Below are 21,154 nucleotides of genomic sequence, written 5' to 3' on the forward strand. Positions count from 1 at the left end.
TGTCGGCCTCGTGGTCGTCGTCCTGGCGGTCCTGGGCTTCCTGGGTATCCGCTAGTTGCCTCGGGCGGGCGCGACCGGCTAGCTGCCGCCGATGCCCGTCTCCCCCGCCTATCGGCCCGATCCGCAGTTCCCGTCGCTCGGTGGAGAGTTCGCCGATCCCGTCGCGGCGGCCGACTTCCCTCAGACCCTGTTGCGTTTCCGCAACGACCGCGCCGCAGCGACCGTCGGCCTCGACACGCTGACCGACGAGGAGTGGATCGCCCACTTCGGCCGCTTCGCGCCGCTACCGGGCAACATGGATCCCCCGCTGGCCCAGCGCTACCACGGCCATCAGTTCCGCACGTACAACCCCGATCTGGGCGACGGCCGCGGGTTCACATTCGCTCAGATGCGCGAGGCCGGTTCCGGCCGCCTGCTCGAACTCGGCACAAAGGGCTCGGGACAGACCCCCTGGTCGCGCAGCGGCGATGGACGGCTCACGCTCAAGGGCGGCGTGCGCGAGGTGCTGGCGACTGCGATGCTGGAAGCTCTGGGCGTCCCCGCCTCCCGCTCGTTCTCGCTGATCGAGACGGGCGAGGCGCTCATCCGCGGCGACGAGCCCAGCCCGACGCGCTCGGCGGTGCTGGTTCGCCTGTCGCACAGCCACATCCGCTTCGGCAGCTTCCAGCGCCACGCCTTCTTCGAGGCCGCCGACCGGATCACCACCCTCGTGGACCACGTGATCGCCAACTACTACCCGGACCTGGAGGGCGCGAACGACCGGCCCGCCGCGCTGCTGGCCGCCGTCTGCGCGCGCGCCGCGCGGATGACGGCCCGCTGGATGGCCGCCGGCTTCGTCCACGGCGTGCTCAACACCGACAACATGAACATCACGGGCGAGAGCTTCGACTACGGCCCCTACCGCTTCCTGCCGCACTCGGACCCCAACTTCACCGCCGCCTACTTCGACCACCAGGGGCTATACAGCTTCGGCCGCCAGCCCGAGGCCGTGTTCTGGAACCTGCAGCAACTGGCCGGCTGCCTCAGCCTGGCGACTTCGAGCGATCCGCTGGTCGAGTCGCTGAACGGCTTCGGCCCGGCCTACCGGCGCGAGCTGATGGCCGCCATGCTGGCCCGCCTGGGTGTGCGATCGCGCGGCGAAGAGGACGATGCGGCTCTGGTCCAGGCCAGCTTCAGGGCCTTGGCGGAAGGGGGCGAGCGCCTGCGCTGGGAGCCCTTCTTCTTCGACTGGCTCTGCGGCCGCGAGGACCGCGCCCTGGCCGGCCCGCGCGCGGCGCTCTACGCCGAGGCGCCCTTCGCCGAGTTCCGCCAGCGGCTGGCCGCCTACGAGGCCGACCGCCCCGAGCGCCTGAGCCACCCCTACTTCGCGCAGCCCGAGCCCGAAGAGCTGCTCTACGACCAGATCGAGTCGCTCTGGGCCTTCATCGCCGAGTCCGACGACTGGAGCGTGTTCCACGAGAAGCTGGATCGGATCGAGGTCGCGCGGGTGGCCTGCGGCCTTTGGCCAGCAGCCGCTATCCGCTGGGCCAGCACCACGCCGGCCAGGATGGATCGCCGCGCCCAGGCCCTGCAGCGGACCGATCGCCTCGGCGAACAGCACGTAGCCCAGGATCGCCGCTACGACCGGCTGGACCAGCACCACGACCGAAGCGGTCGGCGTCGGCAGGCGGCCCATGGCCCAGGCGATCGAGCCCTGGCCGGTCACGTGCATCAGCCCCAGCCCCACGCAGGCCGCCCAGCCCGCGGCCGTCGTTGGCGTCAGCTGTTCGCCCAGAATGACGGCGGCGATCAACAGCAGCGGCGCGCCCGTCAGCCCGGCCCAGAACATCAGGCGGCTGGCGCCTTCGGTCTTCCGACCTTCGGTGATCGTCAGGAAGTAGAGCGCGTACCAGAGGGCGGTGAACAGCGAGAGCGCATCGCCCAACGGCTGGTTGCTGGGCGTCCCGCCGGTCTTCTCGATGGCCATCAGCGAGGCCCCGCCGACCGCCGCGGCCACGGCCACCAGGAACAGCGCCCGCGGCCGCTGGCGCAGGAAGATCCACGCGAACGCGGTCACCACAACCGGCGTCAGGTTGGGCAGCACGGTGGCGTTGGCGACCGAAGTGTACTGGATGCCGTAGTGCCAGAACCCCAGGTCCAGAGCGAAGAACAGGCCCGCCAGCAGCGCCCACTTCGACGGCGCGCCGCCGAAGCCGCCGGTCCGGGCGGTCATCAGGGCCAGCAACGGGGTCGCGAACACCAGCCGCCAGACCCCCGTCGCGGTGGGGCCGGCGTCGCTCAGCCGCACCAGGATCGCCGCCAGCCCGATGATGCCCGCGCCCAGCACCAGCACCGCCAGCGCCTGCCAGCGCGGGCCCGGTTGCGTATCCGCGACGGCCTCAGCCAAACCCCAGCTCCTTGCGCAGGTCGCCCGCGCTCATACCGTGTTCGCGCAGCGACCGCAGCGTCTCCGCCTTGTCGCGCTTGGCGAACCGCTTGCCGTCGGGGCCCAGCAGGAGCGGATGGTGCCGGTAGGCCGGGGTGGGCAGGCTCAGCAGCGCCTGCAGCAGCCGCTGCACATGTGTGGCGTCGAACAGGTCCACGCCGCGGATCACATGGGTGATCCCCTGCAGGGCGTCGTCGACGGTGACCGCGAGGTGGTAGGCTACGCCCACATCCTTGCGCGCCAGCACCACGTCGCCGCCCAGTTCGGGCCGCGCCGACACCACGCCCTCGGTCTCGTCGGTGAACGTCAGGCCCGCGAAGCCCCCGAGCTTCGCCGCCGCAGCGTCCAGCGACAGCCGCCAGGCAAACGGCTCCCCCGCCGCCAGCTTCGCGGCTTCCTCGCGGGGGGGAAGGGGGCCGCCGCGGAACACCTCCATGGGGCCGTGCGGGGCGGACGCCATGGTTTCAGCGACCTCCTTGCGGGTGCGGAAGCAGCGGTAGACGAGGCCATCGGCTTCCAGGCGCGTAAGCGCGGCGTGGTAGTCGTCCAGATGCTCGGACTGTCGGCGCACCGGCGTCTCCCAGTCGAGCCCCAGCCAGGCCAGGTCTTCGAGGATGGCCGCCTCGAACTCGGGTCGGCAGCGGGTCGCGTCGATGTCTTCGATACGCAGCACGAACCTGCCATCCGCCTGGCGCGCGGCCTCGAATGCGGTCAGCGCCGAGAAGGCGTGGCCCTTGTGCAGGTGGCCGGTGGGCGATGGGGCGAAGCGGGTCGCGAACACCCGCCAGCGTTAGCAGCGGTGCTGTGGGTTGGGGAACAGCCCCATGTGGTTCAGCACCGCCTCGAGAAAGCGCCGCTCGCCGCCCAGGGCTTCCTTCAGGTGGTCGAACTGCTTGAAGCCCGCCATCTCGGCCAGGCCGTGGGCGCCGCACCAGGCCGCCACGCTGGCCAGCTCCAGGTGCACCTCGTCGTCGGGATTGGCGCCGTGCTCGATCATGGTGTCGCGCACCATGCAGTAGGCGCTGTCCTTGTTGTCCTGGACCTCGTCCGGCAGCATCTCTTTGTCGCGCGCGGCGTCATACATCACGCGATAGAGCGCCGGATTGTCGCGGGCGAAGCAGACATAGGCGATGCCCAGCGCCGTCAGTTGGTGCGGACCCTCCGAGGCGCCCTTGGCTTCGAGCATCAGCGCGCTGAGGATGTCCCAGCCCTCCTGGGCGACGGCGTCGAGCAGCTCGGCCTTGTCCTTGAAGTGGTGGTAGGGGGCCGCAGGACTGACGCCCGCTTCACGCGCCACGGCTCGCAGGGACAGCGCCGTGGGGCCCTCTGCCTCGAGCAATCGGCGGGCGGCGTCGACGAGCGCGCGCCTCAGATCGCCATGATGGTACGGGCGGGATTCGGCGCTTTTAGCTTCGCTCATGGCATTACCATAATTTCATATCTAAGCGCTGTACAGATGCCATTGACGGTTCATGGCGCCGCTCTTATCTGAGCGATGTTCAAATAAGAAACGCCCCCACTCCCCTGGGGTTCAACTGAAAAGGTGTGTGTCATGTCTCTCGCAAATTTCGAACGGATCTTCGACCGTCTCGCTCCGGCGTTCCTGCTTTTCCTGGGCCTTACTGCGGCCCTGGCGACGGCGGGCCTCGGCGCCTAGGGTCTCCCCACCCAGGCACGGTCGCACCCGACGGAGGGGCCCCATCGCGGGCCCCTTTTTCGTGGGCGCCGATCGCCGGCGCCTTTTTCATTTTGGGTCATGCATCCAGCTTCGCCGTGGCGCCGTATTTGCAGGAAGTGCGCGACTGCAGACGTTTCCCCTTTCGGGCGAAATTCCCCTGTTGAGTGTCTATCGTAGCGGCTTCACCCCCAAAGCTGCATGGTTGAGCTTCCAATGTGCCGGCATCCCCCAGTCGGCGCGGAGGAAAGTTGCGCTGAGGAGCGATTCCGATGGAGGCCAGCATGGGCTGCCTCGAAGCGACGGGTGGAACAGCCGGGCGGCCGAAGGCGGCGCCGGGCTTCTTTTCCATGTCCCGTTCCGGAACATCCCAGGCGAGGCAAAGCGTCGCGCGGCCGGCTGGCTTAACGACTTCTAGGCGAATTTCGGGCACCTCTACCGTGGGCTGCGATACCCGTCGCGGCGCTGAGTTTGCTTTTGTTCAGACCGATCATCGGGTCGGTTGGGGGCAGGTCCGATGACCGTTGGAACGATTGATCGCCGCGCGCCCAAGCGTGGCCTGATGGCTTCGGCCATCGCGTGGGTCTGGCCGCAGCCGATCCGCAACGAAGAACAACGCACCGGCTACGCCTGGATGGGCCCGCTGGCCGCCTGGATGTGGCCGTCGCGGCTCGAAGACGAACGCTTCGGCCGTCGCCATGGCCTGATGGGCGTCCTGTTCGGCTGGATGTGGCCGCAGGGCCTGGACCGCGGCATGCAGCGCTGGTGGCGCGCAAGCTGGCTCTGGAGCTGGATCTGGCCGGGCCGCGTGATGGGCCCGAACGGCGAGATCTGCCCGTTGGCGCCCTGGCATCCGGCGGCGCGCCCCGAGGTCTGCGCGACGGATCCCTGGCACCGGAAAGTGGGTCGTCACGGCGGCGCCGCGGCGATGATGATGGCCGCGACGGCCATCGCCGCGCCGACCTTCATGGAAGGCAACAGTGTCCTGGATGGGGGCCGACTGAACCTGTTCGTGGGCGGCGGCACGACCCCAGACGGCGCCCCGACGGGCGCCACGGAACAGCCCAGCGGCCCGGACGGCGGCGGCGTTGACGGCGGCGCGGGCGAGCCCGGCGTCGGCGGTGCTGGCGGCGGCGGCGGTGGCGGCGGCCCCGGCGACGGCCCGAATACACCCGACCTGACCGACCTTGGCCCGCCCGACCTGGGTGGAACCGAAGGTGCGACGGACGGCGTGCTGCTCGGCGGCACGGGCGGCCCGACGACGGGCGAACCCGGCCAACCGGGCGACCCCGACGGCCTCAACCCGCCTACGGAAGGCGGCGACGACCTGTCGCCTGATCCCGACCTGGTGCCGGGCAACCCGACCGGCGGCGCCGTTGGCGGCGGCAGTGGTGGTGGTGTCGGCGGTGGCGGTGGCGGTGGCGGCGGTCAGCCGACCATTCCCGGCGGCGGCGAGGATCCGTTCACGCCGCCCACGAACGAACCCGGTGTGAACCCGCCTGGCCTTGAGCCGCAAGGCCCGCTCACGCCTCCGACTCCGCCCAGCGACAAGCCGTTCCCGACGATTCCGGGTGCGGGTGGCCCTGGGGCCGGCGGTCCGCTGTTCAACGACGAAGGCGGTGGTGGCGGCGGCGGCGGTGGTGGCGGTGGCGGCGGCGGTGGCGGTGGGCCGGGCGACACCGGTCCTGTCGGCGGCATCCCAGAGCCGGCGACGTGGGCCATGATGATCATGGGCTTCGGCGCGGTCGGCTACGCGATCCGTCGCCGTCGGTTCGCCGCCACGGTCGCCTGATCGTCTAGTACCGCTCGTACGGGTACGGATAGCGCGGGCGCGGCCAGGCCGGTCGCGCCGGCTCCCAACGCGCCTCGTCCTCTTCATAGGCTCGCCGGCGCTGAGCGTCCTCGTAGGCGCGCCGACGATCGTCCTCGTAAGCCCGTTGGCGCGCCTCGGCGTATGCGCGCTCCTGGGCCGCGGCCTCGGCGCGCCGCTGACGCTCAGCGGTCTCCTCTACCTGGCGCCGTTGGGCTTCCGCCGCAGCGGTCTGGGCCTGGATGGCGGCCAACTGGGCGTCGTTGAGGGCCCGGGCCCGGGCCTCGGCCTCGTTGCGCTCGCGTGCGGCCAACTCCACCGCAGCCCGTTCGCGATGTCGCGTCGCCGCCTGGGCCCCGCAGACCCGCAGGTCGCGCAGCCCCCGTTCGGACCCTGCCAGAGACGCCGTCAGAGGCTCATCCGACAGCCACGCCACGCCCAGCGTGCCGCCCCGCTTCATGGCCGCCTCGGTCTCTTCCGACAGCACCAGCTCGCCGGCCCCGTCGGGCCCCCGCAGCATCAGGTTGGAGAACCGCTGCTTGTCGATGCGGATCGGCAGGAACGCCCGCGCCGGCAAGTCCTGCTTGAAGAACCGCAGACTGACCAGCTGGCCATCCGAGATCAGGCTGACGGGGGTCACGCCGCCCGAGCCGCCGGTCAGCTCCATTGCCACGCGACACCCGGTGTCGGTGGGACTGACGAGCCAGGCGAGGGCTGGAGGGGGCGCCGCGGCCGCGTGGGCCGGGCCTGAAAAGAGCGCAGCAGCGGCTACGCCCCCGATGATCATCCTGATCACGACGGCTCCTGACTGACACGCGTCGCAAAGATACGGCCGTTCACCAGCGCTCGCTAGAGGCATCGACGCCGCGGGTGCTAGGGTGTCGTCTCAGAACAGAGGGAGGCGGACATGACCCGCAATTGGATGTTGGCCGCGGCGGCGGTGATGGCCCTGGGGTCGACGACGGCGATGGCGGCGATTCCGGCCAACGTCGCGGCGGCGCTGGCTGACAAGGGCCGCCCCGCCGAAGACGTGGCCAAGGACGCGACCCGAAAGCCGGGCGAGACGGTGGCGCTGCTCGAGGTGAAGCCGGGCGCGAAGGTGGTCGACCTGGTGATGGGCGGGGGCTACTTCACCCATATCCTTTCGGCCGCCGTGGGCCCGAACGGCCAGGTGGTGGCCTATCAGCCGGCCGAGTTCATCCAGTTCCAGGCCAGCTATGGCGAGAACCTCAAGAAGGTCGCCGCCGCCCACCCCAACGTGACGCCGATCGACTCGTCCTTCGGGGCCCTGGACCTGCCGGACGGCCTGGACGCCGTGCTGACCGTCCAGAACTATCACGACATGCACCTGACCCCGTTCCCGAAGGACACGGCGTCCAAGGTCAATGCCGAGATCTTCAAGTCGTTGAAGCCGGGCGGCGTCTATCTGGTGGTCGATCACGTCGGCGCGCCGGGTTCCGGCCTCGAGGCCGCGATGAAGGTGCACCGGATCGAGCCGTCGATCGTGAAGGCGGAAGTCGAGGCCGCGGGCTTCAAGCTGGAAAGCGAAAGCCCGATCCTGCGCAACACCACCGACGCCCACACCGCCAACGTGTTCGACCCCTCGGTGCGCGGCAAGACCGATCAGTTCGTCATGAAGTTCCGCAAGCCGAAGTAGCCGTCGGGACCCGTCGGCCCGCTTGGCCGCCGACGGATTCGTCCGACCAAAGCAAGTGGCGACTTGTGAGAGCCGCCGATGCCAGACCCCAAGGCCGCGCTCTGCGACAGTTTGTCTGCGGCATGCGGCGTTATGGTTACTGTCGATAAGCTTGGCTGTCGGTCATGTGTCCGCCGAATGGCACAGGCGACGAGATTCGGCCTCACCGAAGGCCAGTCGGCGCTGCGCCGGCTGATGGCGCTTGGCGCGGCGCTGCTGGCGCTTGTGCTGCTGGGCTTGGCGGCGCTGCTGATCGCCGGCTCGCAAGCGCTGGACTCGCTGCAGGTCCGCGAAGACCGCGCCATGGTAGACAATGTCCTTGGCCGCCGCCTGCACCGCATCGTCACCGACGTCACGACCGCCACGGTTTGGAATCAGGCCTATCGTGAACTGCGCCCCGGAGGATCCGTCGAGTGGCTGGACGATGAGATCGGCAGCTACTTCGCTCAAAACCGCGGCCATGACCTGACCATCGCGCTGGATGGGGCCGACCGGCCGTTCTACGCGTGGTCCGGCAAGTCTCGGGTCGACCCCCGCTCGCAGGCGACATTCCTGGCCGACGCGGCGCCCATTGTCCGCCAGGCCAGGGCGCAAGAAGGCCGCCGCAGGCCGGACCCTCAGGTCGGCGACGCCGAGTCCAACCTGGCCGAAACCGCATCCGGCGTCGTGCTCTCAAAGGGCGCGCCCTACCTCGTGGCCGCCTCGACGGTGACCCCCGAAGACGCCTCGGTCCCCCGCCTCCCGGGTCCGGCCCCGCTTGTCATCTCGGCCCAGCGGCTGGATCGCGAAACGCCGGCGTTGCTGGCCGCCACAGGCATTGCCGGCGCGCGCTTCCAGCGCGGCGTTTCCGACTCTCCGGCCTCGATGGTCGTGCGCACCGCCGAAGGCGTTCCGATTGGCGAGATCGTCTGGATGCAGCGCCACCCGGGTCTGCAGGCGCTGAAGACCGCCGCGCCGGTCCTGGCGCTGGGCTGCATCGTGCTGCTGGGCGTGATGTTGGCGCTTGGCTGGCAGATCCTGCGCGTGGCGCGTCGCCTCGTCATCCACGAGCGCGGGCACGCCGACGCGCTGAACGAGCTGAAAGTGGCCCGCGACCGCGCAGAGAGCGCCAGCATCGCCAAATCCCAGTTCCTGGCCAACATGAGCCACGAGATCCGTACCCCCCTCAACGGCGTGCTGGGCATGGCTCAGGTTCTGGCGAAGAGCGACCTGACCCAGGCCGACCGCGACAAGGTCCGGCTGATCCGGGCCTCGGGCGAGACCCTGCTGTCACTCTTGAACGACCTCCTCGACCTCTCGAAGATCGAGGCCGGCCGTGTGGATATCGAGGCGCACGACTTCGACCTCGAAGCCGAGGTCGACACCGCGACCCGCAGCTTCGCCACCCTGGCGGCGCAGAAAGACGTGCGCTTCCTGCTCACGGTGCAGCCCGAGGTTCGCGGAATGTGGCGCGGAGACGCCGGCCGGATCCGGCAGGTGATCTCCAATCTCGTTTCCAACGCCGTGAAGTTCACCGACAACGGGGAGGTGCGGGTGTCCCTGCGCCGGACGGATGAGGGCGTGGTCTGTACGGTCTCCGACAGCGGAGTCGGCATCGCCCGTGACACGTTGGAGCGCCTCTTCGAACGCTTCTCGCAGGTCGACCCCAGCGCCACGCGCCGCTTCGGGGGCTCAGGCCTGGGCCTGGCCATCAGCCGTGAACTGGTCGAACTGATGGGCGGCAGCATTTCGGTGACTAGCGTCGAAGGCCGCGGCTCTGCGTTCACCTTCGAGCTGCCGTTGCCCTGGGTCGGTCCGGGCCGCGCTGTCGCCTCGACGCCCGAGGCGGAGTCGGAGTTGCCGCCCATCCGCATTCTGGCGGCCGAGGACAACAGGACGAACCAGCTGCTGCTGACGGCCATTCTGGATCCGCTGGGGGTGGACGTCGTCATCACCGCCGATGGACGCGCCGCCGTCGAGGCGTTCAACGCCCAGTCGTTTGATCTGGTCCTGATGGACGTGCAGATGCCGGTGATGAACGGCGTCGACGCCACCCACGCCATCCGCGCGATCGAGGCCGAGCGCAACCTGCCGCAGACCCCGATCCTGGCGCTCTCGGCCAACGTCATGCGCCACCAGGTCGAGGAGTACCTTGCGGCCGGCATGAACGGCTTTGTCGCCAAGCCGATCGAGATGGCCGCGCTGATCGACGCGATCTCGCAGGCGCTGGAAGCTCGCGACACAGTTCATAGCGCCGCCGCCTGACGATCGGGGCGGCGCGCCAGGGTTGCCCGGCTAGTCGCCTTTCAGCTTTCGGTCGAAGAAGTCCAGCGTGGCCATGGCGCGGTGCCTCCGGTTGGCCGGCGTCCAGCCGCCGCGGTGGCGAAGGCCCGGATAGACCATCGTCTCGAACGGCTTGCCCTGCGCCTGCAGGGCGAACAGCACCCGCGTCGAGTGGTCGAACGTCACGTTGTCGTCGGCCATCCCGTGGATCAGGAGGAGCGAGCCGTCCTTCAGGCGGGGCAGGCGGCTGACGATCTCCGACGCGCCATATCCCGCGGCGTTGTCGGCCGGCGTGCCCATGAAGCGCTCTGTGTAGTGGGTGTCGTAGAGCTTCCAGTCGGTGACCGGCGCCCCTGAGACCCCCGCCTTGAACGGACTGTCCGGCACGGTCAGCATCAGGAGCGTCATGTAGCCGCCGTAGGACCACCCGGTCACGCCCAGCCGGTTCGCGTCGACGTAGGGCAGGGTCTTCAGGTAGTTCGCGCCGGCGATCTGGTCGTCGACTTCCAGCTGTCCCAGCTTGCGATCGATGGCGGTCTTGAAGGCCGCCGAGCGGAACCCGACGCCGCGGTTGTCGAGCCGGAACAGGATGTAGCCCGCGTCCAGCAGGATCTGGTCTTCCGGCGTATGCCAGTTGCTGGCGACGCGCGGACCTGACGGGCCGCCGTAGACCTGCACGATCACCGGGTATTTCTTCGATGCGTCAAAGCCGGGCGGGGTGCGCATGGACCACCAGAGGTCCGAGCCATCCGCGGCCTTGATCGTGCCGAAGGCCGGCTGGCGCAGGCGGTCCACGTACGGCCAGAACGGGTGGCCGGGCTTCAGCGCGTTCTCCTCGATCCAGCGCACGCGGGTTCCGTCGGCGCGGTAGAGCGCGGTCTGCGCCGGAGTCTTCGGATCCTCGTAGGTCCCGGCGAACGCGCCGCCCTTGTCGGCCACGGTCACCGTCCACCAGCCGCCGGCAGGGGTCAGCGCCTTGGGCTGGCCAGGCTTGGCGTACGAGACGGAATAGATCCGGCGCTCACCGGGGCTGTCCTTGTGCGCGGCGAAGATCACCGTCTGCGTGGCCTCGTCCAGGCCCTCGATCTTGCCGACCGGCCAGGCGCCGGAGGTGACCTGGCGGATCAGCTTGCCGTCACGGCCGTAGAGGTAGAGGTGCCGCCACCCCGACCGCTCGGACGACCACAGGAACGACCCGTCCTTCAGAGGCTTGAAGTCGTCCGTCAGGTCCACCCAGTGCGGGCTGGTCTCGGTGAGGATCACCTGACCCTTGCCGGTCGCCGGATCGACGGCCAGCAGATCCAGCTTGCGCTGGTCGCGGCTCTGGCGCTGCACGTACAGCGTCTTGCCGTCCTTCGCCCAGGCCACGCGGGCCAGGTAGATGTCGGCGTCAGGACCCAGGTCCACCTTCACCCGCGGGCCGTCCAGCGGCTGGACATAGAGCTCGACGCGGGCGTTCGGCCGGCCGGGGCGGGGATAGCGCTGGGCGATCACCTTGGCGCCGGTTGCGCCCACCTCGGGCCGATCGACCACATCGACGCCGGTCTGATCGACGAACGCGATGGCGACGGCCCGGTCGTCCGGACTCCACCAGTAGCCGGTGTCGCGGTCCATCTCCTCCTGGGCGATGAACTCGGCGGTTCCCCAGCTCTTGAGTTCCGTCCCGCCCTCGGTGAGCGCGCGTTCGGCCCCCCCGGCGGTCGGCGTGATGTAGAGGTTGTCGTCGCGCACGTAGCTGACGAAGCCGCCCTTCGGCGAGACCTTGGCGTCGATCTCGTCGCCGGCTGTGCGGGTGACCTGCCGCGCCTTACCGGCCGCCACGTCGTAGACGAAGATGTCGCCTTCGACCGGGGCCAGGATCACCTTGGCCTGACTGTCCCAGGCGTAGTCGACCACGCCTCGGGTCGCGACGCCCGCCCGCTCGCGCCGCGCCTTCTCGGCCTCGGACAGCTCGCGATCGGCCGGGGCAAGGGTCTTGCCGTCCAGCAGCAGTCGCGGCTCGCCGCCGGCCACGTCGGCCGCCCACAGGTCGGTGATCGTCAGGTCGTCGGCGCGGGTCTTGATGTAGGTCACCGACTTGCCGTCCGGCGAAAGCTTCACGCCCCGGGGGCGGGGGCCCGAGATGTCGGGGCTGTCGAAGATCCGTTTGGGGGGAAGCTGTTCGGCCAAGGCGGGGGTGACGGCGAAAAGGGCCGCGAGCGCGGCGGAGGCGAGTTTCATGGCCGTTGTTGAACCGCGTTGATGCGGGCTTGGCAATCCGCCTGCGTCTTGAACCGCGCCGCCGGTCGTGCGAGGTCCCGCGTCATGAGCGAAGACACTCTCCCGGCCCTGCCCGACCGCCTCAGCGTGGACCCCAACAGCCCCTACTATGACGAGGCCGTTCTCGCGCGGAACGTCGGCGTTCGCTTCAAGGGCCAGGACAAGACCAACGTCGAGGAATACTGCGTCAGCGAAGGTTGGGTGCGGCTGTCGGTCGGCGCCTCCAAGGACCGTCACGGCAACCCGCTGACGATCAAGCTGCAAGGCCCCGTCGAGCCGTATTTCCGCGAAGGCTGACCCGGCTGGCGCCGCGCACGTGTCGCCGGCGCCACACACGACGTAACAAAGACCGGCCGATACGGCCGATGACCGCCCGGCGACGGATTCCGGGCGCCTTCGCGCATGTTTCGTGACGCGGTAAAACCTCCCACGATATCAGCGTCTTGAGGGCATTCTTGGCCCGCTGGACGAACCTCTTCCTGAATCGAATTCATGAAGAGGATGAAGTGATCTCCTTAAGCGCCGCCGCGGGCGCTCCCTAGAGGTGGCCGCAGCGGCAGGGGGCGCCGTGCGAGCCGGCCGCCCCGATTCCACACGTCCGCAGCAAGGCATGCCTGCCGCGCGTCCGCGCGTCGGCGATTGGAGGATATGGATTTGAAGCTCTACCCGACGCGCCAGCGCCTGTTGGCCACCTCGTTCATCTGCGGCGCGATCACCGCGACCAGCTTCACCGGGACGGCCTGGGCCCAGGCGGCCGAGGAAGGCGCCGAAGTGGGCGAGATCGTCGTCACCGGGTCGCGGATCCGCCGCGACACGTTCTCGGCGCCGCAGCCGCTCTCGGTCGTCAGCTCCGAGGCCATCCGCGAGTCGGGCCAGGTTTCGGTGGGCGACCTCCTGCTCGAACAGCCCAACATCAACCCCAACCAGAACTCCCAGACCACCTCGGCGACCCTGTTCCTCGCCGGCCAGACCCGCGCCGACATCCGCGGCCTGGGCGCGACCCGCACCCTGGTGCTGATGGATGGCCGCCGCCTGCCGTTCTCGGACGCCTCTTCGCCGGCCGTCGACCTGAACACCATTCCCTCGCTGATGATTGATCGCATCGAGACGATCGCGGGCGGCGCCTCGGCTGTGTACGGGTCGGAAGCCATCTCGGGCGTCGTCAACTTCGTGATGAAGAAGCAGCAGGACGGCCTCGAGGTCGATCTGCAGACCGGCATCACCGAGGAGAAGGACGGCGAGGAGGTCCGCGCCGGCTTCAACTGGGGCCGCAAGTTCTTCGACGACAAGCTGAGCGTTCTGGTCGGCGGTGAGTATGCGAGCCTGGAGCCGATCCTGCAGAAGGATCGGGACTGGGCCTTCCCGGGCATCCGCCGGAACTCCGCCACGGGCGTCACGGTCCAGAACGTGCTGCCGCAGTCGCGCTCGAACTCGTCGCCCTTCGCCACCTTCCAGCTGCGCAACAGCAACGTGGTGGGCACGGGCCTGTCCGTCACCCGCGACATTCGCGACAACGGCAGTTCGATCGTGCGCCTGTCGCAGAACTGCGCGACCGCCACCGTCCAGCCCACCTGCCAGGACCCATCGCTGTTCTACAATCAGGTGTTCACGGCGCTGCAGGGCAAGGCCAATCGCGGCGTCCTGCGCACCTACGTGGACTACAAGGTCACCGACAACTGGAATGTCTTCCTCGACGCCAGCTACGTGAAGGTCTCGGGCTACGGCATCTTCTCGCCGGCGTTCTCCAGCGCGGCGGGCGGCGGCACGATGCCGATCACCATCCGCGGCGACAACGCCTACCTCAACGGCCCTGGCGCGGCGGCGGCGGCCCTCCGGGCGGCCTGGACCGCCTCGTCGGCGGCCACCGTGCCCTTCGAGCAGCGCGGCGCGGGTCTCACCCTCACCCAGGCCTCGCAGGTCCAGGTGGGCAAGACGTGGGTCGAGTTCGGCAATCGTGACGTGAAGACCGAGCGCGAGCAGGTCCGCATCGCCGGCGGCATGGAAGGCAAGTTTCAGACCTTCGGCCGCGACGTGAACTGGGACAGCTACGTCCAGTACTCCGAGCTGAACGGTACGACGATCTCGTACAACGTGCCCAACATCGCCCGCGTGCAGCAGGCGGTGGATGCCGTGCTGCTGAACGGCCAGATCGTCTGCCGTGACGCCGCCGCTCGCGCGGCCGGCTGCGCGCCCTGGGATCTGGTCAACGGCCAGCCGTCCCGTGAAGCCATCAACTGGGCCAACGGCGTCTCGGTCACCGACCAGCAGATCAAGCAGACGGTCGCCGGCCTGAACTTCGCGACGTCGATCTTCGACCTGCCCGCCGGACCTGTCGGCGTGGCCTTCGGCGCCGAGTACCGCAAGGAGGAAAGCTTCTTCGCCCAGGATCCGATCGGCGCCTCGGGCGCGCTGTTCTTCAACGCCATCGGCACGCGCGCGGGCGAATACAACGTCAAGGAAGCCTACGGCGAAATCCGCGTCCCGATCCTGAAGGACGCGCCGTTCGCCGAAGAGCTGACCTTCGAGGCCGCCGGCCGCGTGTCGGACTACTCCTCGATCGGCGGCACCGACCAGTACCGCCTGCACGTCGAATGGTTGCCGGTGAAGGACGTGCGGTTCCGCGCCTCGCAGTCCACCGCCGTGCGCGCGCCCAACATCGTCGAGCTGTTCGCGCCGCAGAGCCGCAACTTCACCACCGCCGCCACCGACCCCTGCGACGCCTCGGTGTTCGCCGGCGCCACGGCGGCCCAGCAGGCGGCGCGCCGGGTCAACTGCGCCGCGGCGATCCCCGGCTACAATCCGGCGACGTTCCAGTCGAGCTTCGGCACGGGGCGCCCGTCGCTGCCGCTGCTGCAAGGCGGCAACCCCGACCTCGGGCCCGAAACGGCCACCACCTACCAGTACGGTGTCGTGATCCAGCCGCGCTGGATCCCGAACCTCCAGATCTCGGCGGACTTCTTCAAATACAACATCGAGGATCAGGTGGGCCTGATCCCGATCAACACCCTGTTCCAGGCCCTCTGCTACGACTCGGCCACGCCGTTCGCGTCCAACCCGTTCTGCGGCCAGATCCAACGCGACCCCACGGGGGCGACGTCGGGCGTCGTGGGCGGCGTGACCCAGGTCGTCCTGGTCAACCAGAACGTGGCCAGCGTGAAGGTCGAGGGCTGGGATTACGCCATCTCGTACGGCTTCCAGACCGAGGACCTGTTCGGCAAGGACTACGGCGCGATCGCCATGCGGCTCGACGCCACCTGGATGTACCGCTTCCACCTCCAGGGGCTGCCCGGTCAGGCCTACACCCAGCTCGCGAACACCATCAACAACGCGACGCCCGAGTGGAAGGCCAACGGCTCGGTCCGCTGGACCTACGACAAGCTGTCGGTCACCTGGAACACGGTCTGGATCGACTCCATGGTCTCGAACAACGCGTTCCAGCCGAACCAGCTCGACCCCTACTACACGGGCGACTATTTCCGGCACGACCTGCGCTTCGGCTACAGGCTCAACGACGACATGTCGGTGCGCGCGGGCGTGATCAACCTGTTCGACCGCAACCCGCCGGGCCTGCCGGAGACCTTCACCGGCACCACTACCGGCGCGTCGCAATACGACAACCGCGGCCGCTTCTTCTTCGTCGGCGCGAACATGGAGTTCTGATGCTGCAAAGGTGGGGGAGCGGTCCGCCGCTTCCCCACCCCTCGTTTCGCCGCAGGCGCTGTCATTCCGGAACCACGAAATACACGAAATACACGAACGCGCCCGAGGACCCGCTAGGGCCGCGGCCAGTTCCGGCCCTTTCGTGTATTTCGTGGTTCCGCCCTACCGGCGCTGACGCGCCAATGCGGGGCGGGGGAAGCTCGCGCTATTCCCCGTCGTCGTCCCGGGGGAGGGGCTCGACCCTCAGCAGGGTGACCCGAGCGCCCTTGCGGGCTTCGACCCGGAACCGATGGTGGTGGAAGGTGTAGGTCTGGCCTACCTCCGGGATCTGCTGAGCTTCGTGGATCAGCAAGCCCGCGACCGTCACCGCCTCGTCGTCCGGCAGATCCCAGTCCATCGCGCGGTTCAGGTCCCGGATCGTGACCGAACCCTCGACCAGCACCGAGCCGTCGGCGTCGGGCTTGATGCCGGCGGCCACGACGTCGTGCTCGTCCTCGATCTCGCCGACAATCTCCTCGAGGATGTCCTCAAGGGTCACCAGGCCCTGCAGCGCGCCGTACTCGTCGACCACAAGGGCGAAGTGGTTGTGGCGCTTCAGGAACGCGGCCAGCTGGTCCTTCAGGCTGGTGGTCTCGGGGATGAACCACGGCTCGCGCAGGATGGCGTCGATGTCGAGGTCGTCGATCCGGCCATCGGTCTCAGCCAGCGCCTGCAGCAGGTCCTTCACGTGCAGGACGCCCACCACGTTCTCGGCGTCGCCACGGTAGATCGGCACCCGGCTGTGCTGGCTGGCCAGGGTCTCGGCCAGGATCTCGCGGGGCGGCTGGTCGCCGTCGACGGTCTCCATCGAGCGTCGGTGGACCATGACCTCGGACACGTCCATCTCGGCGAGGTCGAGCACCCCGCCCAGCATGTAGCGGTCCCGGCTCTCCACCAGGCCTTCCGAGTGGTGATACTCGACGGCCCCGCGGATTTCCTCGTGGGCGGCGAGAACGTCAGTCCCGGCGTCCAGCTTGATGCCGAAGGGCCGCAGCGTCTGGCGCACGATCCACTGCGCCCCGTCGGCCAGCGGACCGAAGATGCGCACCACCCAGTACGTTGGGATCGAGAGCGATCGGGCGGTGTCGTCGGCCCGCGCGATGGCGACGGTCTTGGGCAGGATCTCGGCGAAGATCACCACCAGAACGGTCATCACGGCCGTGGCGATCGCCGCGCCCAGCAAGCCGGGGAACGCTGCGCCCAGCACCTGGGTGGTGACCACCGAGGCGAAGATGTTGATGACGTTGTTCGAGAGCAGGATCGCCCCGATCATCGTCTCCTGATTGCCGATCAGCTTGTTGACCCGGCGCGCCGCCGGATCGCCTTCGCGCTCCAGCTGGTGCATGCGCCCGCGGCTGGCGGCCGTCATCGACGTTTCGGCCGCGGAGATCATCGCCGACATGGTCAGGAGCAGGACGAGGGTGGGCGCGAGGCCCGCGACGAGAGCCCAGATCACGGTCTTTCACCTTGTGGATGGGCGCCCTCGGCCACGAGGAATTCATGCACAACGGCGGCGTCGACATCCTTGGCCACAAAGGCGTCGCCCAGGGCGCGCGCCAGGATGAAGGTCAGTCGTCCGGCTTCGGCCTTCTTGTCCTGCCCCATGTGCAGCACCAGGCGCGAGGCGTCGAACGGATGGCCCGGCACGTCCTGCAGCGTGGTCGGCAGGCCTGAGGCGGCGATGGCGCGGCTGGCGCGCTCGGCGTCCTGGCCGTTGGCCAGCCCCTGGCGGGCCGAGAAACGGAAGGCCAGCGCCATGCCCACGCCCACGGCCTCGCCATGCAGCAGCGCCGCGCCGTAGCCGGTCTCGGACTCCAGGGCGTGGCCGAAGGTGTGACCCAGGTTCAGCAGCGCACGGCGGCCCTGTTCCTTCTCATCCTCGGCGACGATCTCGGCCTTCATCTCCACCGAACGCGCGACGGCATGAGCCAGCGCCTGCGGGTCGCGCGCCAGCACGGCCGCGACGTTCGCCTCCAGCCATTCGAAGAACGCGCGGTCGCCCAGCAGGCCGTACTTGATGATCTCGGCATAGCCCGCGCGCATCTCCCGGTCGGGCAGGGTGGACAGCACCGTCTGGTCGGCCAGGACCAGCTTCGGCTGGTGGAACGCCCCCACGAGGTTCTTGCCGCGGGGCGTGTCGATGGCCGTCTTGCCGCCCACCGAGGAGTCCACCTGCGCCAGCAGCGTCGTCGGGATCTGCACGAAGTCGATGCCGCGCTTGTAGATCGCCGCCGCGAAGCCCGCGAGGTCGCCCACCACGCCGCCGCCGAAAGCGGTGATGATGTCGCCCCGGTCCAACTCCAGCGCCAGCAGGCGGTCGGAGACGTCGGCCAGGCCTTCGAAGCTCTTGGTCTGCTCGCCCGGCGGCACGATCACCGGCAGCGCGTCGATGCCCGCGGCGGCCAGGGCGGCGGTCAGCCGCGCGCCGTGCAGGCCCCACACCGTCTCGTCCGAAACGACGGCGGTGCGGCCGCGCTTCTGGAATGGCGCGATCAGGCGGCCGGCCTGATCCAGCAGGCCTTCGCCCACCAGTACATCGTAGGCGCGGTCACCAAGGCCGACGGGAACGGTGCGGCTCATTCGGATGGTTCGCCCAGGTAGATGGTCAGCGCCTCGATCACCTGGCCCACAGTGACGTGGTGGGCGGCGTCGCCGGTCTCCACGATCACGTCGGCCTGGGCGTACACCGGGTACCGCACGGCGGCCTGCTCTTTCAGGACCTCCATCGGATCCTTGCCGGCGATCAGAGGACGGCTGTCCTTGCGGCCCACGCGGCGGGCCAGGATGTCGAGGTCGGCCTTCAGCCACACCGAGACGGCGCGCTCCTTGATCAGGCCTCGGGTCTCATCATTCATGAACGCGCCGCCGCCGGTGGCCAGCACGTGCGGGGGGCCTTCCAGCAGTCGCGCGATCACCCGGCGCTCGCCGTCGCGGAACGCGGGCTCGCCCATGGCGGCGAAGATCTCGGGGATCGAGCGGCCGGCCGCAGCCTCCACCTCGACGTCCGCATCGCGGAAGGGAAGGTTCAGGGCGCTGGCCAGGCGTCGGCCCACGCTGGACTTGCCGACGCCCATGAGGCCCACAAGCGCGATCGTGCGGCGGCGTAGTGGTTCGTAGCGATCCATCGACGGCGCAGCCTTTACACGACCCTGTGTGCTCGCGCCAACGGGACACCGTGAGTAAGCTGGCGCCATGTTGCGTCTGACCCTCCTCGCCGCCGCCCTGACCCTGGCCTGCGCGCCCGCCCTGGCCCAGGTCGAAGTGACCCCGCTCGCCGCGCCCGACGCCTTCTCGACGCCCGGCCGCGACACCGGACTGCCGCAGGATCTGTGGCGCGGGACGCCGGTCGAGACGGCCCGCGTGGTGTTGCCGATGCTGAGCACGCGGCCCCTGTCGCCGGCCGCCGCAGCGCTCGCCCGCCGCGTCCTGGCCACCGGCGCGCCCGGACCGACCGGCGCGGCCAATGACGAGATGCTGGCCGCCGCCCGGGTCAACGCTCTGATTTCGCTGGGAGATGTGAAGGCTGCGAGCCGCGTTCTGGAGCGCGCGCCCGGTCTCGACCGTAGCGCCGAGCTGTCCCGCGCCGCCGCCGAGAGCGCCCTCCTGGCCGGCGACGTCGCCCGCGCCTGCCAACTGGCCGGCGGGCTGTCGACGGGGCGTGGCGACATCTACTGGCTGCGTCTGCGCGCCCTCTGCCAGGCCGAGGCGGGGCAGGGCGCCCAGGCCCAGCTGACCTTCGACCTGGCCCAGGCCCAGGCCCGCGACGCCGTCTACGGCCGGCTGATGGCCGCGAAGGTGTCGGGAACGCCCGCCGGCGCCGCCTCGCTGCGCAACGGCCTGGACCTCGTGCTCTCCCGCGGATTGAACCTGGACCTGGCCGCGGCGAAGCCCGCGCCGGCGGTGGCGGCCGTGCTTTCGGGCGCCGATCCCGCCCTGCCCACCTATGACACAACCGCCATCGACGCCCAGATCGGCGGGCTGGCCGCCTCGGTCGTCGCGGGACTGCCGCCGCCGGCGGGCGTCTCGGCCCTGGTCGCCGCGGCGAGTGAGGGCGATCCGAAGACGAAGGTCAGGCTGCAGTCCGCCGCTCTGCTGCTCGCCGCCCTGGCCAACGACCTGCCGGCCGCGGATCGCGCCCGGATCAGCGCGTTCCCGATCGCCGAGGGCAAGGCGCCCGCCGGCCGCAACCTGGCTCTCGAGACCGCCGTCGACTCGCGCCGCACGGGCGAGGCCGCGCTGCTGGCGTTGTGGACCTGCGCCGAGGCGGGCGTCGGCGGCCCGGCGCTGGCCGACCGGGTGCGCATGGTGCGCGTGCTTTCTCGGGTGGGTCTCGTCGACGAGGCGCGGCTGCTCGCCCTCGAAGGGCTGGCAGGGCTCAAGTGAGCAAGGGGGCCGACTGGGCCGAGGCCTTCCTGGAGATGATGGCCGTCGAGCGCGCCGCGGCCCGCAACACGCTGTCGGCCTATGCCCGCGACCTGACCGACGCGTCCAGCTACCTGGCGACGCGGGGCACGGGCCTGGCCGAAGCCAGCGCCCGATGCGCTGGAGGCCTATTTCGCCGACCTGGGCGTCCGAGGCCTCTCTCCGGCCACCGCGGCGCGGCGCCGCGCGGCGGTGCGCCAGTTCTACCGCTTCGTGCTGGGCGAGGGCTGGCGCGACGACGACCCTTCGCGGAGGGTCGAGGCGCCGAAGAAGGGCCGGTCGCTGCCGAAGGTGCTGTCGCGGGACGAGATGGACCGCCTGATCGCCGCCGCCGGCGCGCGCGACGGCGCGCAGGGCCTGCGGTTCGGCTGCATGGTAGAGCTGGCCTACGCCTCGGGCCTGCGCATCTCGGAACTGACGGCCCTGCCGCTCTCGGCCCTGTCGCGGGACCCGGCCTACCTGATCATCAAGGGCAAGGGCGGCAAGGAGCGGCTGGCGCCCCTGAACGACGCCGCGCGCGCGGCCGTGAAGGCCTACATCGCCGTGCGCCCGGCCTTCCTGCCCAAGGGCGACAAGGCCAATCCGTGGTTGTTCCCATCACGCGGGAAAGCCGGACGCCTCACGCCACGACGCTTCGCCCAGGTGCTGGACGAGGCCGCGGCCGGCGCCGGCATCGATCCCGAGCGCGTGAGCCCGCACGTCCTGCGTCACGCCTTCGCGACCCACTTGCTGGAGGGCGGCGCCGACCTGCGCGTGGTGCAGAAGCTGCTCGGCCACGCCGACATAGCCACGACGCAGATCTACACCCACGTTGCTTCGGATCGTCTGCGCGAGATCGTGCAGACCCGCCACCCGCTCTCCAGGAAGAAGTGACTTCCCCTCGATGGGGGGCGGGACAGTTCGCGG

General features: G+C 69.7%; 12 protein-coding genes and 4 pseudogenes. 8 read left to right on the plus strand and 8 right to left on the minus strand.

The annotated features are described in order from the left end of the window. Positions 1 to 91 precede the first annotated feature (91 nt). Positions 92 to 1,501, plus strand: a pseudogene (locus ACQ66R_RS18565) (protein adenylyltransferase SelO); the annotation flags it as partial. 108 nt (positions 1,502 to 1,609) lie between these two features. On the opposite strand, the pseudogene ACQ66R_RS18570 reads toward ACQ66R_RS18565, so the two are convergent. The 3 genes and pseudogenes from ACQ66R_RS18570 to ACQ66R_RS18580 form a co-directional block, all read right to left on the minus strand. Continuing rightward, positions 1,610 to 2,332 (minus strand): annotated as a pseudogene (locus ACQ66R_RS18570) (DMT family transporter); the annotation flags it as partial. Between the two features lie 46 nt (positions 2,333 to 2,378). Further along, a complete protein-coding gene (gluQRS, locus tag ACQ66R_RS18575) occupies positions 2,379 to 3,206 on the minus strand; it encodes a tRNA glutamyl-Q(34) synthetase GluQRS (RefSeq protein ID WP_430424312.1) in 828 nt (275 codons plus the stop codon). 9 nt (positions 3,207 to 3,215) lie between these two features. Beyond that, the gene (locus ACQ66R_RS18580; protein ID WP_430424314.1) at positions 3,216 to 3,845 is read right to left on the minus strand and encodes a TetR/AcrR family transcriptional regulator; all 630 of its coding nucleotides are present in this window, start codon (positions 3,843 to 3,845) and stop codon (positions 3,216 to 3,218) included. A gap of 1,945 nt (positions 3,846 to 5,790) precedes the next feature. Between ACQ66R_RS18580 and ACQ66R_RS18585 the strand changes: the two are divergent. Beyond that, a pseudogene (locus ACQ66R_RS18585) lies at positions 5,791 to 5,892 on the plus strand (PEPxxWA-CTERM sorting domain-containing protein); the annotation flags it as partial. Positions 5,893 to 5,896: 4 nt separating this feature from the next. Here the strand turns inward: ACQ66R_RS18585 and ACQ66R_RS18590 are convergent. Beyond that, a complete protein-coding gene (locus ACQ66R_RS18590) occupies positions 5,897 to 6,583 on the minus strand; it encodes a hypothetical protein (protein ID WP_430424316.1) in 687 nt (228 codons plus the stop codon). Positions 6,584 to 6,817: 234 nt separating this feature from the next. Here ACQ66R_RS18590 and ACQ66R_RS18595 point away from each other — a divergent pair, with 234 nt between their 5' ends. Then, positions 6,818 to 7,567, plus strand: coding sequence for a class I SAM-dependent methyltransferase (locus ACQ66R_RS18595; RefSeq protein WP_430424317.1), 750 nt, complete (start codon positions 6,818 to 6,820; stop codon positions 7,565 to 7,567). A gap of 177 nt (positions 7,568 to 7,744) precedes the next feature. Continuing rightward, positions 7,745 to 9,850 carry an ATP-binding protein gene (locus ACQ66R_RS18600; RefSeq protein WP_430424319.1) on the plus strand — a complete coding sequence of 702 codons (2,106 nt, stop codon included), beginning with the start codon at positions 7,745 to 7,747 and terminating at the stop codon, positions 9,848 to 9,850. A gap of 30 nt (positions 9,851 to 9,880) precedes the next feature. Here the strand turns inward: ACQ66R_RS18600 and ACQ66R_RS18605 are convergent, their stop codons facing one another. After that, entirely contained in the window at positions 9,881 to 12,088 is a 2,208-nt protein-coding gene (locus ACQ66R_RS18605; RefSeq protein WP_430424321.1) for a S9 family peptidase, read from the minus strand. A gap of 84 nt (positions 12,089 to 12,172) precedes the next feature. Here ACQ66R_RS18605 and ACQ66R_RS18610 point away from each other — a divergent pair, with 84 nt between their 5' ends. Then, a complete protein-coding gene (locus tag ACQ66R_RS18610) occupies positions 12,173 to 12,424 on the plus strand; it encodes a DUF3297 family protein (protein WP_430424322.1) in 252 nt (83 codons plus the stop codon). A gap of 357 nt (positions 12,425 to 12,781) precedes the next feature. After that, positions 12,782 to 15,787 (plus strand): TonB-dependent receptor plug domain-containing protein, encoded by a 3,006-nt coding sequence (locus tag ACQ66R_RS18615; RefSeq protein ID WP_430424324.1) that lies wholly within the window; start codon positions 12,782 to 12,784, stop codon positions 15,785 to 15,787. Between the two features lie 205 nt (positions 15,788 to 15,992). On the opposite strand, the gene ACQ66R_RS18620 is transcribed toward ACQ66R_RS18615, so the two are convergent. The 3 genes from ACQ66R_RS18620 to ACQ66R_RS18630 are packed head-to-tail and all read right to left on the minus strand — an operon-like array spanning position 15,993 to position 19,020. Then, positions 15,993 to 17,282 (minus strand): HlyC/CorC family transporter, encoded by a 1,290-nt coding sequence (locus ACQ66R_RS18620; protein ID WP_430424325.1) that lies wholly within the window; start codon positions 17,280 to 17,282, stop codon positions 15,993 to 15,995. Continuing rightward, entirely contained in the window at positions 17,279 to 18,406 is a 1,128-nt protein-coding gene (gene aroB / locus ACQ66R_RS18625; protein WP_430424327.1) for a 3-dehydroquinate synthase, read from the minus strand. The genes ACQ66R_RS18620 and aroB overlap by 4 nt, the downstream gene beginning before the upstream one ends. After that, positions 18,403 to 19,020, minus strand: coding sequence for a shikimate kinase (locus ACQ66R_RS18630; protein WP_430424329.1), 618 nt, complete (start codon positions 19,018 to 19,020; stop codon positions 18,403 to 18,405). The genes aroB and ACQ66R_RS18630 overlap by 4 nt, the downstream gene beginning before the upstream one ends. Between ACQ66R_RS18630 and ACQ66R_RS18635 the strand changes: the two genes are divergently transcribed. Both ACQ66R_RS18635 and ACQ66R_RS18640 read left to right on the plus strand, forming a co-directional pair. After that, positions 19,019 to 20,209 (plus strand): hypothetical protein, encoded by a 1,191-nt coding sequence (locus tag ACQ66R_RS18635; RefSeq protein WP_430424330.1) that lies wholly within the window; start codon positions 19,019 to 19,021, stop codon positions 20,207 to 20,209. The two genes, ACQ66R_RS18630 and ACQ66R_RS18635, sit on opposite strands and share 2 nt — an antisense overlap. Then, a pseudogene (locus ACQ66R_RS18640) lies at positions 20,206 to 21,121 on the plus strand (site-specific tyrosine recombinase XerD). The gene ACQ66R_RS18635 and the pseudogene ACQ66R_RS18640 overlap by 4 nt, the downstream one beginning before the upstream one ends. Positions 21,122 to 21,154: the final 33 nt, after the last annotated feature.

The sequence above is a fragment of the Phenylobacterium sp. genome, assembly GCF_965284355.1.
Classification (GTDB): domain Bacteria; phylum Pseudomonadota; class Alphaproteobacteria; order Caulobacterales; family Caulobacteraceae; genus Phenylobacterium.

Bases quoted from the DNA above. Each gene is read 5' to 3' on its own strand.
- ACQ66R_RS18605 (WP_430424321.1), bottom strand. From the start codon at position 12,088: ATGAAACTCGCCTCCGCCGCGCTCGCGGCCCTTTTCGCCGTCACCCCC.
- ACQ66R_RS18580 (WP_430424314.1), bottom strand. From the start codon at position 3,845: ATGAGCGAAGCTAAAAGCGCCGAATCCCGCCCGTACCATCATGGCGAT.
- ACQ66R_RS18610 (WP_430424322.1), top strand. From the start codon at position 12,173: ATGAGCGAAGACACTCTCCCGGCCCTGCCCGACCGCCTCAGCGTGGAC.
- ACQ66R_RS18630 (WP_430424329.1), bottom strand. From the start codon at position 19,020: ATGGCGCCAGCTTACTCACGGTGTCCCGTTGGCGCGAGCACACAGGGT.
- ACQ66R_RS18600 (WP_430424319.1), top strand. From the start codon at position 7,745: ATGGCACAGGCGACGAGATTCGGCCTCACCGAAGGCCAGTCGGCGCTG.
- ACQ66R_RS18635 (WP_430424330.1), top strand. From the start codon at position 19,019: ATGTTGCGTCTGACCCTCCTCGCCGCCGCCCTGACCCTGGCCTGCGCG.
- aroB (WP_430424327.1), bottom strand. From the start codon at position 18,406: ATGAGCCGCACCGTTCCCGTCGGCCTTGGTGACCGCGCCTACGATGTA.
- ACQ66R_RS18595 (WP_430424317.1), top strand. From the start codon at position 6,818: ATGACCCGCAATTGGATGTTGGCCGCGGCGGCGGTGATGGCCCTGGGG.